General features: G+C 31.6%; 11 protein-coding genes. 3 read left to right on the top strand and 8 right to left on the bottom strand.

Translation table 11 applies throughout. The features are described from left to right. Positions 1–61 precede the first annotated feature (61 nt). Positions 62–2,863 (bottom strand): triple tyrosine motif-containing protein, encoded by a 2,802-nt coding sequence (locus RT99_RS07435; protein WP_305809549.1) that lies wholly within the window; start codon positions 2,861–2,863, stop codon positions 62–64. Positions 2,864–3,206: 343 nt separating this feature from the next. Between RT99_RS07435 and uvrA the strand changes: the two genes are divergently transcribed. Further along, positions 3,207–6,002, top strand: a complete 2,796-nt coding sequence (gene uvrA / locus RT99_RS07430) for an excinuclease ABC subunit UvrA (RefSeq protein WP_042564107.1) — start codon at positions 3,207–3,209, stop codon at positions 6,000–6,002. A 242-nt stretch (positions 6,003–6,244) separates the two neighbouring features. On the opposite strand, the gene RT99_RS07425 is transcribed toward uvrA, so the two are convergent. The 6 genes from RT99_RS07425 to RT99_RS07400 form a co-directional block, all read right to left on the bottom strand. Continuing rightward, positions 6,245–6,544: a hypothetical protein gene (locus tag RT99_RS07425; protein WP_042564106.1), complete on the bottom strand. Its 300-nt coding sequence runs from the start codon at positions 6,542–6,544 to the stop codon at positions 6,245–6,247. 237 nt (positions 6,545–6,781) lie between these two features. Continuing rightward, on the bottom strand, positions 6,782–8,425 hold the full coding sequence (locus tag RT99_RS07420; protein WP_042564105.1) for a mechanosensitive ion channel family protein: 1,644 nt from the start codon (positions 8,423–8,425) through the stop codon (positions 6,782–6,784). 94 nt (positions 8,426–8,519) lie between these two features. After that, the gene (locus RT99_RS07415) at positions 8,520–9,989 is read right to left on the bottom strand and encodes a lipopolysaccharide biosynthesis protein (protein WP_042564104.1); all 1,470 of its coding nucleotides are present in this window, start codon (positions 9,987–9,989) and stop codon (positions 8,520–8,522) included. Between the two features lie 95 nt (positions 9,990–10,084). Next, positions 10,085–11,368, bottom strand: coding sequence for a glycosyltransferase family 4 protein (locus RT99_RS07410; RefSeq protein WP_042564103.1), 1,284 nt, complete (start codon positions 11,366–11,368; stop codon positions 10,085–10,087). Between the two features lie 291 nt (positions 11,369–11,659). Further along, entirely contained in the window at positions 11,660–14,110 is a 2,451-nt protein-coding gene (locus RT99_RS07405) for a YfhO family protein (RefSeq protein ID WP_042564102.1), read from the bottom strand. A 50-nt stretch (positions 14,111–14,160) separates the two neighbouring features. Next, on the bottom strand, positions 14,161–14,445 hold the full coding sequence (locus RT99_RS07400) for a DUF4834 family protein (protein ID WP_042564565.1): 285 nt from the start codon (positions 14,443–14,445) through the stop codon (positions 14,161–14,163). A 125-nt stretch (positions 14,446–14,570) separates the two neighbouring features. On the opposite strand from RT99_RS07400, the gene RT99_RS07395 reads away from it, so the two are divergent. Both RT99_RS07395 and RT99_RS07390 read left to right on the top strand, forming a co-directional pair. Next, positions 14,571–15,557, top strand: a complete 987-nt coding sequence (locus RT99_RS07395) for a transporter (RefSeq protein WP_042564101.1) — start codon at positions 14,571–14,573, stop codon at positions 15,555–15,557. Positions 15,558–15,609: 52 nt separating this feature from the next. Further along, positions 15,610–16,728: a GNAT family N-acetyltransferase gene (locus RT99_RS07390; protein WP_042564100.1), complete on the top strand. Its 1,119-nt coding sequence runs from the start codon at positions 15,610–15,612 to the stop codon at positions 16,726–16,728. A gap of 81 nt (positions 16,729–16,809) precedes the next feature. Here RT99_RS07390 and RT99_RS07385 read toward each other — a convergent pair whose 3' ends face one another. Then, the gene (locus tag RT99_RS07385) at positions 16,810–17,289 is read right to left on the bottom strand and encodes a hypothetical protein (protein ID WP_042564099.1); all 480 of its coding nucleotides are present in this window, start codon (positions 17,287–17,289) and stop codon (positions 16,810–16,812) included. Positions 17,290–17,407 lie beyond the last annotated feature (118 nt).

The following is a 17,407-nucleotide window of genomic DNA, read 5'->3' as shown; positions in this document are numbered from 1 at the left end:
ATACAAGAAAACGTTAATGTTGTGGTGTTGTATAGGCGTTTTTGAAGGAATTTCTGACTTCCTATACAGCAAGAATATATTCGACTAAACCGATTTCGTGCTGTAAATCCATTTTTTTACGCAAACGATATCTTTTAATTTCAACGCTTCGAACAGAAATATTAAACAGAGGCGCAATTTCTTTGGATGAAAGGTTCAGTCTAAGATAGGCACAAAGTCGCAAATCATTCGGAGTAAGTAATGGATGCAATTGTTTAATTCTCTTTAGGAAATCTTTATCGGCATTATCAAAAGCTTCTTTAAAAACCTTCCAGGAATCTTCTTCGGTAATATTATCGTTGATGGTTCTTATAACAGATTTGATGTTTTTATTATCGTCTTGCGAAGTCTTTTTTAAATCCTCTTTTATAAAAGCCAAAAGTTCGTTTTTGCTATTTAAACTCATTGTCGAGACTGCCAATTCCCTATTTTTATTATCAACATCCTGGGATAATTGCTCGTTTCTGAGTTTCATTAATTGCTGTTCGTTTTCAAGCTCTTTAATCTCAAGCAAAAGATTGTTTTCTTCAATTAATTTCTCTTTTTGCTTTTGATAAAAATTACGATAGGCTTTATTAATAAAATAACCAATGACAATCAACAGCAGCAAATAAATAAAACACGCCAGATTGGTTAAATACCAAGGTTTTAAAACCACAAACGTATAAGTTGCCGTGTTTTGCAAAAGTGTATTGGCGTATTTCGCCCGAACTTTGAACGTGTATTTTCCCGGAGACAGGTTTTTAAAATTAACCGAAGATTTCGTGCTCCATTCGCTCCATTCATTCTGAAAACCTTCTAATAAATATTGATATTCAGAATTGATGTATTTGTTGTATTCCGGAACGGTGTAATTTAAAGTAATATTATTTTCATTTGATTTAAAACTCCCTTCATCATTTAAAACAACATTCTTTAAAATCTGGTTTTGTTTATTAATAAAAATACCGGAAATAGAAACAGCATAGTTTTTAAAACTCAAATCTTCAATATTAAGCGTATAATAACCATCTGTAGTTCCTATTAAATACGTTGATTTTGAAATTTGTGTAATATTCTCAAAACCCAACATCGAATTAGTTAAAGAAGACGGAATCGGAATTACATTCTGTTTTAACTGATTACTCAATTTGCTTGCAGAAAAATAATGAATGTAATTTTTAGAAAACAGCCAGATTTTATTCGACTGATCTACAATTAATTTACCCGAAGTATATTCGTCTTTTTCAAAAATAGAACTTAATAATTTATCCTTTTCAAACTGTTTTGTTTTGGGATTTAATTTAAAAATCCCGCCTTTGTACGCGTAATATATCGCATTATTAAATTTTGTTAAACTGGCATTTTTTCCTTTTTTTGGAGAAGAATAAGTGTGAAATTCTTTGATTTTTGAAAACGAATTATCCAATTTGAATCTAAAAATCCCTTTGTATTCATGACTTACATAAACTTCAAGATTTGGCGTTATTTCAAAATATCTTGATGAATAATTAAAACCTTCTATTTTATTTCTGAATTTCCATTGCTTATTGACTTTCTCTAAAACCGAAATCCCGTAGTAATTTCCCTGAAGCAAAATATTTTTATTATTTGGCGAAGGCTCAAACTTCCATGTTCCCGAGCCTCTGAAAATAGTATTGGCCGAAGTATTTTCTACAATAAAAGTTCCCGAATCATGACCGCAAAAAAGCGTATTATGATAAGCAAACAACGACCAAACTTGTCCTTTTGTTCCGTTTATAAACTGAAAATTATCTTTGCTTTGGTATTTTTTACAAAACAATCCCTGATTTGTTCCCACATAAAGCATTCCGTTGTGAGAGATTGAGGCGTAAACGGTTCCTAAAACCCCTGTATCGTCTGTAAAACTATGCACAGGCGTTTGCAGATTGATGCAATTGATTCCGTTATCCAGACCCACCCAAACATTCTGATCTTTATCTTCAAACAAAGACAGAGCGGTATTGTTGCTCAGTCCTTTGCTTTGCGAAATATGATAATTTAATTTTCCCGTATTCGATAAAATAAAAATTCCGTTAGAAACCGTTCCCAAAGCATAACTTCCGTCATGAAGTTTTTGACTACTGTACACAAAACCCGATTTTATCTGTGCATCAGCTTCTGTTGCAAAAGGCGTTAAAGCTGTTCCTGTAAGTTTATAAAATCCGTCTAATTGCGTCTGAATCAGCAAACCATCATCAATTGTAAAAACATTGACAATTGTATATTTTTTCAGAATTGGGTTATCAGAAATCAATTTTCCCTTTCCTCCTTCTATTTCGAAAAGACCTTCGTTTATGGTTTGATAATAAATTGAATTTTTAGTGCTAAATGATTTTATAACACCATTTTTAGGTGAAATAATTTTAAAGCTTTTTGTCTTGGTATCATAAATATAAATTCGGTTCAAAGACTGAAATAATATCCATTGATCGTATTTTAAAATGTTCCAAAACTGTTCGTCATCCAGGATTTTATTCCTGATTGTATCACTTAGCGAAGTATATTTTAATTTTCCGTTTGTCTGTCTTGTCCAGTAACCAAAATTCATGTAACAGCCTGTATAAACCTTGTTGTCGATTACTTTTACAGAACGCATTATGGTTTCATTAGGTGTTGGATATAACTCCCAATTTGTGCCATTATATTCTAAAAGTCCATCATTATTGGCAAAATACATGCGATTTTGGTCGTCCTGCGAAATCATCCAGCTTTGATTTCCGGCACCGTAAACAGTTGAAGGATATTTTACAATTGGCGGTAATTCCTGAGAAAACAGGACAAAACCCATTAAAAAACAAAGAATAAAAAGTTTAGTTTTCAAAATTTGGTCAGAATATTAAAATAGTATTAAAGCAGTTCTAAAATAGGGTATTTTTCTATTAAAACAATAATTAATTTAAACACATAGAAACATAGATTTTGGAATCCTAAAAAGGCATTTCACTTCATTTAAATACACAAAGAATCGTAATTTATTTCACGCAGATTTAAAAGATTTAAGCAGATGGACGCAGATTATTTATTTTTAATTTAAAATCTGCTCAGATCTGCAAAATCTGCGTGAAACAAAATTATTCAGCTAAGCAATTAGTTAAAATTTGTAACAATCTCATTAACAAAACTCAATTCAAAATTGATTACTTTTGTAAAAATTGACTTTTTTTATGCAAATTGATCTTTCTACACTAGACCCCAAACATAATATCATCATTAAAGGAGCGCAGGTACATAATTTAAAAAATGTAGATGTTGCTATTCCACGAAACAAACTTGTAGTCATTACAGGGCTTTCAGGCTCAGGAAAATCGAGTCTGGCTTTTGATACTTTATATGCTGAAGGACAGCGTCGTTATGTGGAGAGTTTATCATCCTATGCTCGCCAGTTTTTAGGCAGATTAGACAAACCAAAAGTAGAATATATTAAAGGGATTGCTCCGGCAATTGCCATTGAGCAAAAAGTAAATACAACAAACGCTCGTTCTACAGTTGGAACTTCAACTGAAATCTACGATTATATCAAACTTTTGTTTGCCAGAATTGGCCGTACTTATTCGCCAATTTCAGGTCAGGAAGTCAAAAAAAATACTGTTACCGATGTTGTTTCTGATGTGAAAAATTTCGAATTAGACAGCAAATGGCTATTACTTTCTCCTATTCATCTTGAAGAAGGACGCCAACTCGAGGACAAACTTAAAGTGCTTTTGCAACAAGGTTTTGCCCGTATTCTGGTTGATAACGAAATGGTTCGTCTGGACGAGTTCACGCCAACAGATCTTCATAAATTAGACAATAAAGATATCTTATTGATCATTGACAGAATTGTTGTTAAGGATGAAGAAGAATTCTACAATCGTCTTGCAGATGCCGTGCAAACAGCTTTTTTTGAAGGAAAAGGAATTTGTTATCTACAGGAATTAGGTACAGATAAAAGATTCTCCTATTCTAATAATTTTGAATTGGACGGAATTACATTTCTGGAACCAAACGTACATTTGTTCAGCTTTAATAATCCATATGGTGCTTGCCCGGTTTGCGAAGGCTACGGAAATATTATTGGTATTGATGCTGATTTAGTTGTTCCAAATACCTCTTTATCCGTTTTTGAAAGTGCTATTTACCCTTGGCGAGGCGATAGTATGAGCTGGTACAAAGACGAATTGGTAAAACATGCCTATAAATTTGATTTCCCTATTCATAAACCATATTTCGAACTTTCAGATGAACAAAAAGATGTAATCTGGACAGGAAACAAATATTTTCAGGGATTAAACGGCTTCTTTAAAGAACTTGAAGAAAAAAATTATAAGATTCAGAATCGTGTGATGTTGTCTCGCTACCGCGGAAAAACAAAATGTCACGCTTGTCGCGGAAAGCGTTTACGAGAAGAAGCTTCGTATGTAAAAATTGGTGGCAAAACTGTTTCTGATTTAGTTGATTTACCAATTAAACATTTGGTTACTTTTTTCAAAAATCTTGAACTGAATGTTTACGAACAGCAGATCGCAAAACGTTTGATGCTTGAGATAAACAATCGTCTATCATTTCTAACAGAAGTTGGTTTAGATTATTTAACCTTAAACAGAAACTCTGCTACACTTTCAGGAGGAGAATCGCAACGTATAAACCTGGCCACTTCATTAGGAAGTAGTTTGGTTGGTTCGATGTATATTCTCGACGAACCAAGTATTGGTTTACACCCAAAAGACTCTGAAAGACTGATTAAAGTTTTGCTTTCACTTCGTGATTTAGGTAATACGGTGATTGTCGTTGAGCATGACGAAGATATTATGAAAGCTGCCGATATGATTATCGATATTGGTCCGGAAGCTGGAACTTTTGGAGGAAACCTTGTCGCTCAGGGAACTTATGATGAAATTTTAAAATCAGAATCTTTAACTGCCAAATATTTAAATGGTGATTTAGAAATTTCAGTTCCGAAGAAAAGAAGGAAATTCAAAAACCATATTGACATTATTGGCGCCAGAGAAAACAATTTAAAAAATATTAATGTAACCTTTCCTTTGGATGTTTTAACGGTAATTACCGGAGTTTCAGGAAGCGGAAAAAGTACCTTAATTAAGAAAATTTTGTTTCCGGCAATGCAGAAAAAACTGGAAAGCGCAGCCGAAAAAGCGGGTCAGTTTAGCGATATAACAGGTTCTTTTTCGCAAATAAAACATATCGAATATGTTGATCAAAACCCAATTGGAAGAAGTTCGAGATCAAATCCTGTAACTTACATTAAAGCGTATGATGACATTCGTGATTTGTATGCCAAAGAAAAATTATCCAAAATAAGAGGTTACCAGGCCAAACATTTTTCTTTTAACGTAGATGGCGGCCGATGTGAAACCTGTAAAGGAGAAGGCTCTATAAACGTCGAAATGGTATTTATGGCCGATGTTTCGTTGCCATGTGAAACTTGTGGAGGAAAACGTTTCAAAAAAGAGATTCTGGAAATTAATTTTGACGAAAAAAACATCAACGATATTCTGACTATGACTATTGATGATGCTATTGTTTTTTTCGAAAAAAATAAACAAACCAAAATCACTCAAAAATTACAGCCGCTTCAGGATGTTGGTTTGGGATATGTGCAATTAGGACAATCTTCTTCTACCCTTTCCGGCGGTGAAGCACAACGTATTAAACTGGCTTCATTTCTAGTAAAAGGTGCCACAAAAGATAAAGCTTTATTTGTTTTTGATGAACCAACAACGGGTTTACATTTTCATGACATCAAAAAGTTAATGGCTTCGTTTGATGCACTAATTGAAAAAGGACATTCTATAATTGTAATTGAACACAATCTTGACCTGATAAAATGCGCCGACTGGATTCTTGATTTAGGTCCTGAAGGAGGGGAAAACGGTGGTTATTTATTAGCAGCCGGAACTCCTGAAGATATTGTAAAAGTAAAAGAATCTGTAACGGGAATTTATTTAAAAGATAAACTTTAATAATAAATTCCAAATTCTAACCATCACACTCTTATTCCTGCAAGGTTTCCAAAACCTTGTAGGTATTACAATATTTAGATTTTAAACTTTATGTGATTTAAATCTATACCTACAAGGTTTTGAAAACCTTGCAGGAAAGCAAATCTTATTTTAAGATATTCCTAAATAAAAACTTCCAAATTCCAATACACTCTAATCACGTATTTGGAATTTGGAAGTTATTTTTTGAAATTTAATTTCTTTTAAGCAACCAAACATCTTTCTTCAAACGGCAAACCATCCTCGTCAATAGCAACCAGTATTTTTTTCTTTTTTGATGCTTCCAAAGTAAGATAAAGCCATGCAAATGACCATAATCCTAAGGTCAGGCAAAAAATGGTAAAATTCAAACCATGATTAACGACCTTTCCTCCTTTTGAAAGAACGGCAAAAAGCAATTTGTCATTTCTTTCTTCAAGCGTAAATCCATTATGAACTTTATTTGATATCATATTAGAAAATACCTGTAAGCTCTGTTCCTGACTAAGGTGACTTTTTTTCATAATTATCAAATTAAAATTAATCCAAGAGTATTATGACTATGTATGTTTTGGTAAAAACTATCAGTAATGCTCTTTAAATAAAAACATTTCAACTTTACTTTTATTGCATTTTATAAGATATTTTTTATTTAATCAATCAAAGGAATGATAAATTCTTATATAAAATTAATTTTTATAATAGTAATAACAAAATAACCACTGTTAAAATTTTAAGATTTCTATCTGTACAACAACATTTTAACCTTTAGTTTTAATATTAAAGGATGGCGCTTCGTAATCTTTTCCCAAATAGTTCTCGGGAATCGTTGTTGTATTTCCGTCTCTCAAAGCATTATAATGTGGCGACATAATTTCAATTCCGGCAGCATTAAATGAATCCTGAATATTTTGATGCAGGGAAGAATAGATTCTGGGTTGCTTTGTAGGTTCTTTTGTATAGACATTTATTTGATAAGAAACATAAAAATCATCCAAACTGGTTTGCAGCACAAAAGGTTCCGGTGTTTTCTGTATCATATCTGTTTTTAATGCTGCCTCTATTAATGCTTTATGAATTGCTGTCCACGGAACATCATAACCAATTGTAACAGTTGTATGAATTAAAAGACCATTTGTAGCCTGCTTCGTATTTGCAGAAAAATTGGTTGAAGTACTTGATAAAACGGTCGCATTTGGTATTGTTATGTCTTCTAATTTTGGTGTTCTTATTCGGGTTACTAATGCTGTTTTTTCAATTACTTCTCCGCTTACATCGCCAATTTTAATAAAGTCGCCAATTTTAAACGGACGCATATAAGTAATTACCAATCCCGCAACCATATTTGCAATGGCGTTTGAAGATCCTAATGAAAATAAAACCCCTACAAATACCGAAACACCTTTAAAAATTGGAGAATCAGATCCCGGTAAATACGGAAAAATAATAACGAGCATAAAAGCATACATTAATAACCGAATAATATTGAATGTTGGCATTGCCCAATCATTATAAAAACCATCAATTTTTATGTTTTCCTTTTTTATCTCATCAAAAAAGAACTTAATGATTTTTATAGAATATCTAAAAATGATAATAATAACTATTATTGTTACCAAGCTTGGCAAGAAACCAACAAATCCCATTACGGCTAATTTTGCAGGGGTTAAAATCCAACGCAATAAAGTTGTGGTATAAGCTTCCGTAGCAGGAAAAATGCTAAACAAAACAGGCAGCGAAAAATAAACTATTAAAATCAAGGTAAAGATCTTAATAAAGCCGAACAACCGCATCAACAAAAACTGCTGTTTATGCGGCGAAAGGATATTGATATTGTTATAATTAAAGCCTTTAAAATACCTGTCGCTATTTTTTAAAAGATAAAGTTTTATACGATTGAAAATCTTTCCAACCAAAAACAAAACAACTCCAATAATTAAAATTAATAATGCTGTATATCCAAATCGTTTAGGTAATTGCGAATAGTTTTCATTTTGATAAATAACTGCTTTTTTGATTAAATTCAGATTTCGTTTTGCAATATAAGCAGTGGTTTGATTTTCGAGTTTTGCATCAATATCCAAAATAGACATGATAATAAAATCGCTTTTGTACGTGATGTCCTGAGAAATATCTGAAGGAACAACTACAAGAGAATCTGATTCAAAAAAAGAATCATGATAAAGTTTTCTGATTTTTTCTGTAATAGCATTTGCCCTGTTCTCTGCAGAAAAAGAACCAACTTTATTATAAACATAAAAAAGTGTGTCCTTAAAAGGCGAAACCGGATATCCTTTTAATGAAACAGTTTTCTGTGCCGCGTTTATGGTATCATTTTGGGCAATAGCAAAGGAAGAAAATAAAACAACAAACAATACTAGAAAAAAAAGTAATTTATTTTTCATATCCTGTTATAAATAAGTTAGTTATCCTTCTAACAAATATAAAACAAAATAGAATTGAATTTAGATTACTTTCTGTTTTCTCAATAAAATCGTACTAAATTTTAAAACCTACTTTCCTTAAAAGGCCATCAATTACCTTGTTGATATCCGGAGAAATATCAAATTTATAGTTCAGATAAACATACAGAATTGTTACCAATATCGATTTTAAAGCAATACTAATTAATTGATAAAAAGGAAATTCCCAAAAATAAAACATTAAAAACAATACAAAAGTTAGTAGCATTGAATAAATAGTTTGTTTTGTAAATGGGTATAAATCGATCTTTTTTACCACAAAAAGTAATTTTGCCAAACTATATAATGTAATAGATAATAAAGTCGCAAATGCAGAGCCTGTAATTCCAAAAATTGGAATAAAAATCATGTTTAAGACTATTGTTAAAAACACTAAAAGCAGTCCTAAATACAACACCATTCTGTAATATTTCGTATTAAAAATAATAGCGTTATTGTTTCCTAATATCAAATCAAAATATTTCGATAAACCAATCATAAATACAACTGAAATTCCTCCGCTGTATTCTTTTGGAACTAATTCATACAATTGATTGATATTTACAAAAATGCATAACATTACATAACCACCAACCATTTGTAAATTTATCGATGTCTTTTTGTATAAGTCATTCAATTCGTCGTGTTTGTTGTCGTGCATTAATTTTGCCGTAATCGGATATACAATTTGGTGCATTGCGCGACTTGGAACCGAAATTACCAAAGCAATGTAAGTTGCTACAGAATAATAGGCAATATTCTCAATTTTCATGTATTGATTCAGCATCAATTTATCACCATCTAAAAGTAAATTGGCCACACTTCCTGAAAGAATAATGAAGAAAGTATATTCCATTACATCTTTTACATTCTGAGGAATATTAATCTGAAACTTAGGCTTTTTAATGTAAAATGCATAAAACATGGTTATTAAAAACGCAATAAAATATATCGCTGCCGTTAAATAAACAAACTGCACTAATGTTATCCAGTCAAAATATAAACCTACCAAAGCTACTGTTGAGAATAATCTTAAACCAACTTCTTTAATAAAATTTCCAAAAACAGAGTGCATATGAACCCGTGCCCAGGCATAAAAAATCTCAAAATACGCCATGCAAATTCCAATAAACGGAATTAAATACATAAACTCTTTTACAACAGGATTTTCCTTAGATACAAAAGCGGTAATATCATCAAAGAAAAAAATTCCGATAATTCCTAAAGGAATACACATTAAAACGGGAAACAAAGCTGTAAAGGACAGAAACTGCTCTCTTTCCTCTTCTGTTTTATACTGTGAATAAAATTTTACCAGCGTATTTTGCATTCCAATAGCAAATAAAGGCATAATAACATTTGCTGCCGAAAGAATATAGTTGGTTAAAGCATAATAAGTTGCACCTAAAAAAACAGGATATAAATAAAGTGTATTAATGGCTCCGATACCGAAACCTATATAAGTAATTATAGTATTTTTGAAAGACTGATTTAAAACAATACCCATGTTTTTGATTGCAGATTTTTGATTGTAGATCGTTGATTTCCTACTCTCTTATGAATTTTTAAATTGTTATTTCTTTTTGATATTGTTATTGCTTTTTACTTTATCAATTGTGCTAATTGTTTGGTGAGGTTTTTTCGTGAATATTGTTGTAAACCAACGCCATTAGACTGTAATTTTCCTTCCAAAAACTGATTATAAAAGTCCAAAATTACACTTTTTAATTTCGCTTTTTCAGAATAATCAAAAAATACTCCTGTATTTGTTTCTTTTATAATATCTGCAAAATCAGAACCTTGCGGCCCAATAGCAATTATTGGCCTGTTTGAAACCATATATTCAAACAATTTACCCGGAATAATACTTTTCGTATCTTCAGAATTGATTTCGATTAAAAGCAAAACCTGTGACTTTTTTTGATGAGCAATCGCTTCATGATGCGAAACATAACCTAAAAGATTCAAATATTCCTTTAGATTAAATTGCGAAATAGCATCTAAAACTTCCTGACTCACAGCGCCAATTAACTTAATTTCTAAATGCTTTTTAAAATCAGGGATTTCTTTTAGTAATTCAACCAGACATTCCCATAAAAAAGGAGGATTTCTATCTGATAAAAATGAACCGATATGCGCCAGAGTAAATTTGGTGTCTAAAGTTTGCTTCTCTACATTTTCGATATCATAGCCGTTTGTAATTACCGAAATTGGTTTGTTGGTAATTGCTTCAAATTCTGCTTTGGTTGTTTTGCTGGTTACAATAATTGTATCAGCAGTATTTAAAACTTTACTTTCTAATTTTTTATGTTTTTTAGCAGCGTAATTTGACAAACGCAATGCTTTATGATATCCAATTGTTGTCCACGGATCACGGAAATCAGCAAACCATTTTACATTTAATTTTTCTTTTAATTCTAAACCTATTAAATGCAAACTATGTGGTGGGCCAGACGTTACAATGGTATCAATATTATTTTCCCTGATGTATTTTTCGAGATAAGATACAGATGGTTTTACCCATAAAACACGTGCATCAGGAATAAAAAGATTTCCGCGCACCCATAAAAATGTCTTGTCCAGAAAGGTTTGCTTTTTCTTTTGAGGAAAAATTCCTGAACTGATTTTCTTGGTTTTATTCTTCGAAAAAACAGAAGCTAATTGATAAGGTTCTAAAATTTTATTTTTAAGAATAATAACTTTGTCTGAAATTTGACTGACCAAACCCTCATCAATAATTGGATATGTTGGATTTTCCGGAACATACACAATTGGCTGAACATTAAATTCAGGTAAATATTTTACAAATTTCAACCAACGCTGTACGCCGGGACCCCCGGCTGGCGGGAAATAATAAGTAATGATTAAGAGCTTTTTTTGTTCCAATGAAAATTTGGTTTATTATTTTGAAGTGTAAATAGGCGTTCTAAGAAACATTTTTATTTAAATGGAATTCTGTTAGCAATACGTAATGTATAGGAAACTTCAATAAGTATAATTAATCGTTCTAACCTTTCAAGATAAGAAAGTGATTTTATTTCAACAATTCTTTGATCTTCTTTCATTATAAAAGTCATCGTATCCCATCATATAAATTCCGAAAAAAGCAAATACCAATAAATCAAAAATGATAAAAAGAATTATTTTAAAAATCTTTGAAATACGCATGCAAAGAATTTAGGCTTTATCTTGATTCTTATTATTACTGGTGTTTTTTCTTTCGAAATAAACTCCACCAATTAAAAGTAGCAACATTCCAATTGAACTTGCTAAAGCAATCGTTCCTCCGGTTTTTACAACTTGTGGTTCAAATTTAAATTCGATAGTATGTTTTCCTCCCGGAACTTCCATTGCTCTTAAAACATAATCTACAGGGAAATGATCTGTTAATTGTCCATCAACATAGGCATTCCATCCATTTTTATAATAAATTTCAGAGAATACCGCTAAACCATCTTTTTTATTATCTGATTGATATTTAATGTAGTTTGGTTTGTATTCCACAACTTTAATAGTTCCGGTAGTATCCCATTGTTTTTTTAATCTGGCACTTTTAAATTTACCTTCATAATCATGAACATTAAAAACCGCAACATTTTTTGTATCGATTTTATCTAATGCTTTCATAACATCATCTGGTCTGTTCACTAATCGTACTGAACCTACAAACCATGCATTTCCGTTTGTATTTGGATTTACTGTCGGGAATTCTTTTCCTTCTTTATCTGTTTGGATAATATATTTTACATTCAACATATCCAAAACTTCCATATTGTTTTTTGCTATTTGATAATCAAATAACTGTTGCATTCTTCTAGGTTTTGCTGCGTGATATCCTCCTAAAGAATGATGAAAATACGAAGCACGTGCGCTAGACATATTTCCGTTAACTTCAAAAACTCTATAATGTGTTGTATCTTTTAAAATCTGAGCATCCGATGGCGTTTCCTGAAATGGAGCAGCAATTTGTACCGGACTCAGAAAATCTTTTGCCGAAACATATTTTTTATCTACAAAAAACAAATCGAAGATCATTAAAAGACCAACAATAATTAAAGTAGTATTTTGAGCTAATTTATTTTTGATAAATAACCATAAAATTCCAAAAGTAACTACGATAAAAAATCCTGAACGCAATAAATCAGCAGAATACAAACTCATTCTGTCTTCTTTTAAAGCATCAACAAAAGCAGGACCGTAACTTTCTAAATAATAGCTATCATTGCTTCCTGTAAAGTGAAAAAATCCTTTTGCAATTACCAAAATAACGATAATTCCTAAACCAAAAACTCCTGTTTGCACCAAAGCTTTCTGCTGTAATTTTGGTTCATCTTTCGCTTTGAAAAAAGATTGTAATCCCATAACCGCAAGTACCGGGAAACACAATTCTAAAATAACCTGAATAGAAGAAACTGCTCTGAATTTATCGTACATTGGAACGTAATCGATAAAAAAGTCAGTTAATAATGAGAAGTTTTTTCCCCATGAAAGTATTAATGAAAATAATGCTCCTCCAATGAAAACATATTTTATTTTTCTGTCATCAATAAATAAAGCTAAAATACCTAAAAAGAAAACCACAACACCAATATATGCAGGAGCAGCAACAATAGGCTGATCTCCCCAATAAGTTGGCATTCCCGAAACAAAATCCTGTGCTTGTTCTGATGGCACTCCTTGTTCCATCATGAACGAATACATACGGCTATCAGTCCCTACATTTTCATGATTTGATCCTCCAAAAATTCTTGGGGCAATTAAGTTAAAGCTTTCCGCAATTCCGTAACTGTATTCTGTAATATAATCGCGGCTTAAAGCATTTTCATTTAATTTTTTAGATCCGTCTGGATTAAAAGTTAACTCGCTGTTGCTACGTGTACTAAATTTAGCATATTCACTTGTGGCCATTAAATTAGTTGCATTTGCTCCAATAGCAAAAATCCCTGCAACTGCCAAAACTCCAAACGATATTAATAATGGCTTATATTCTTTGTCTTTAATAAATTGAAAAGTAAAATATCCTGAAAGAATTAATAAGAATATCAACAGATAATACGTCATTTGAAAGTGGTTTGCATTCACTTCAAGTGCAACTGCAAACATAGTGAGTAAGCCTCCCCAAATGTATTTTTTCTGAAAAACAAGTATAAAACCGGCAATTACAAGCGGCATATAAGCAATAGCATGCGCTTTTGCATTATGACCAACTCCTAAAATAATAATTAAATAAGTAGAAAAACCAAACGCAATCGCGCCAATAAATGCTTTTAGCGGATCTGTTTTTAGAACTAATAACAATCCGTAAAAACCCAGGAAATATAGAAATAAATAATCTGCAGGACGTGGTAAAAAACGTAAAGCATCATCTAGTTTGCCTACATAATCATTTGGGTAATTTGCTCCTAACTGATATGTTGGCATTCCGCCAAAAGCCGAATTTGTCCAATAAGGTTCACTATGTTCTGCAGCTCTAAAATCATTTTGCTCTTTTGCCATTCCGGTATATTGTGCAATATCGGATTGGAAAATTTGTTTTCCCTGTAAAACCGGGTAAAAATAAATTAAGGAAACGAGAATAAAGCCCAATATAACAAGGGCATGCGGATAGAACTTATTTACTATTTTCAATTTAGGTTAGTTTAGGTTAAATGATGATTCCTATTATTTAGGGCACAAACTTAATCTATTTCTTCGTAATCAACATAATCACCCACTTTTTTGGTTTCGCGTGGATTTTTTGCATTAGCAGTATTGATGATTATTTCATCATTATTGTTACGAGTTTTTTGCCAGCTATTATCCTGACTATATTGTTGTTGTTTTTGAAAATTCTCTCCTGCTTTTTCAACCGCTTTTTTCACCAATACAGGCAAAAAGATTCTGGCTAAAAATTTAAAAATATAATAAAATGCTATCATGTATACAATAGCTTTTATTAAACCTGAAAAAGATGCTTCTTGCATGATCATATAATTTTTTTCCAAAATTAATAAATCAATTGTTTAAAATTAAAATATGAATCTTAAATAAATAATAAAATATGTACATTTGAAATGCGTTATATCTTTTTAATCCCAAAAACAGATTTATGTTAAAAATTAAATACCTACTTATTGCATCTCTTTTTTTTGCACCACAATTGTTTTTTGCGCAATATACGGATGTTATTAACTCCAACAGGCCAGGTGAAACGATGTCTGCCTATGCAGTTGGAAAATCAGTAATTCAGGCCGAAATTGGCATTTACGGCATCAAAGAAAAACACGATTTATTAAATTATGATGCAAGTGGTTTTGGAACCGATTTAACGTTTAGATACGGCGCTTTTCTTGAAAAACTAGAATTCGTCCTGGACTTGCAATATCAAATGGAAAACTTTGATACTCCGTATACAAGCTACAAAAAAAACAATTTCAGACAAACCGTTTTGGGAGCTAAATATTTAATTTATGATCCTTTTAAAAATTACGAAAAAACAAAAAACATTTACAGCTATAAAGCCAATCATCGCTTTGACTGGCACTCTTTAATTCCGGCTGTTTCGGTATTTGCAGGGGCTAATTTTGTCGGAGCTGACAACCCGTATTCTTTTTCTCCGCAGTCAAGTATTTCTCCAAAGATTGCATTGATTACCCAAAACGTTTTTGGAGGCGGAAAATGGGTTTTTGTAACTAATATTATCGCAGATTATATTACAACAGACTATCCAAGTTACGGATATGTATTAACTTTGACGCATGGATTTAATGACAAATGGTCTGGATTCATTGAAAATCAAGGATATAAAAGTGATTTTTACAGTGACGCTATTGTTCGTGGAGGAGCTGCTTACTTAATTAATCCGAATTTGCAGGTGGACGCATCAATAAGTACAAACTTTAAAAATTCGCCTTCTATTATGTATGGCGGAGTTGGAGTTTCATGGCGTTATGACGGTAAGTACAAGGAAAAGCAAATGGAATTTAAAAGAGAATCCAGAAAAGAGAAAAAAGTAAAAGATCCGAAATCAAAGAAATCGGAGAAAGAAACTGATTATCAGGAACAGGAAAGAAAACGTAAATCTAAATACGAATAAGAATTAATAACCAACTTCTCTATATAAAAGAGATTTTACAATAACGATCTTAATGATTACAATTAAAGAAGCAAAAACCCAGAAAGAATTAACAGAATATATCAAATTTCCGTTTTCATTATACAAAAACAATCCTTATTGGGTTCCGCCTATTATTGCAGATGAATTAGAATCGTTTGACAAAACAAAAAATCCTGCTTTTGATAGTGCTGAGGCGTATTTTTATCTGGCTTATAAAAATGATGAAATTGTTGGTCGAATCACAGCAATTATCAATTGGTCTGAAGTCAATAATCAGCATAAAAGAAAGGTTCGTTTTGGCTGGTTTGATGTAATTGATGATATTGAAGTTACAAAAGCCTTATTAGAAAAAGTTTATGAATTAGGAAGGCTACATAATCTGGAACATGCTGAAGGTCCTATGGGATTTTCGAATTTAGATAAAGTTGGAGTTCTTACCGAAGGTTATGACCAGATGGGAACTATGATTACCTGGTACAATAATCCGTATTATGTAACTCATTTTGAACAATTAGGTTTTCAGGTCGAAAAAGAATATATCGAAAGTATTTTTCCGTTTTCAAATGTAAAACCTGAATTTTTCCTGAAAGCTCAGGAATTAATCAAAAAAAGATATGGCTTAAGAGCATTAACATTTACAAAAACAAAAGACATTATGCCGCACGTTGACAAAATGTTTGATTTGTTTAATGAATCCTATGCAAAACTAGCTTCGTTTGTAGCGATTTCAGATGTTCAGAAAGAATATTTTAAGAAAAAATACATCAGTTTTATCAATCCGGAATACATTAAATTTGTCGTTGATAAAGAGGATAATCTAGTTGCTTTTAGTATTGTAATGCCTAGTTTTACAGAAGCATTACAGAAAGCAAAAGGGAAATTATTTCCATTTGGTTTTATTCATTTATTAAGAGCCAGAAAAAAGAGTAAAGATGTGGTTTTTTACTTAATTGGTGTTCATCCTGACTACCAAAACAAAGGTGTAACAGCTATTATTTTTGATGAATATTTTAAAACTTTTTCTGAAAAAGGAATTCAAAATTGCATCAGAACCCCGGAGTTAGCCGAAAACACAGCTATTCATTTACTTTGGAAAAACTTTGATCCAAAAATTCACTGTCAGAGAAAAACGTATCTGAAAAACTTATAAGAAAACAATCTATTTATCGTTTACAAAAAATCCCTTCTACGAAGGGATTTCTTTTTTACAATTTTTTTATTTCTTTATTTCTTATTGAGGACAATCAACTTTTGTTAATGTATTTTTTGCGTCAAATTTTAATTTTGTTTTATCTTTAAAACTTACTTTGTCATTTGCATCTACTACATCTCCGTATCCTTCAATAAGGGTTCCGTCTTTTTGCAAAAAAACCACTTCTCTAACAGAAGAAACTCCTTCAGACATGAAAGTATAATCTGCAATTAATGTATCGCCTTTCATGTTTCCTATTAAAGTACCTTCGTTTTTATCTTTTCCTGTTAAGTTATAACTCAATTTTCCGTTTACTTCCTGATGTGAGTTAACATTAAAACTTAAGGCTACTATATTCCCATTAAGTCTTGATGCATAACATTGATCTCCTGCCGGCTCTACAAGTTCTGCTTCTTTTGGAGCGCTTGGTTCTATTTGCGGAGGTGGAAGCGTGGTTTCCTTTTTACAGGAAATAAAAAGGGTTAAAATCATTATTGTTATTGCTGATACTTTTTTCATAATCTGATTTTTTAATAATTAGTACTATAAAGTTAGTTCAAATAAAAAAAATCCATTCGCATAAACGAATGGATTTTTTATATAATTCCCATATGAGGGAATCGTTATTTTAAAAGAA

The sequence above is a fragment of the Flavobacterium sp. MEB061 genome, assembly GCF_000834715.1.
In the GTDB taxonomy this organism is placed as follows: Bacteria; Bacteroidota; Bacteroidia; order Flavobacteriales; family Flavobacteriaceae; genus Flavobacterium; species Flavobacterium pectinovorum.
The sequence above is the reverse complement of the archived record's forward strand: the minus strand, read 5'-3'. Positions and strand labels throughout refer to the sequence as shown.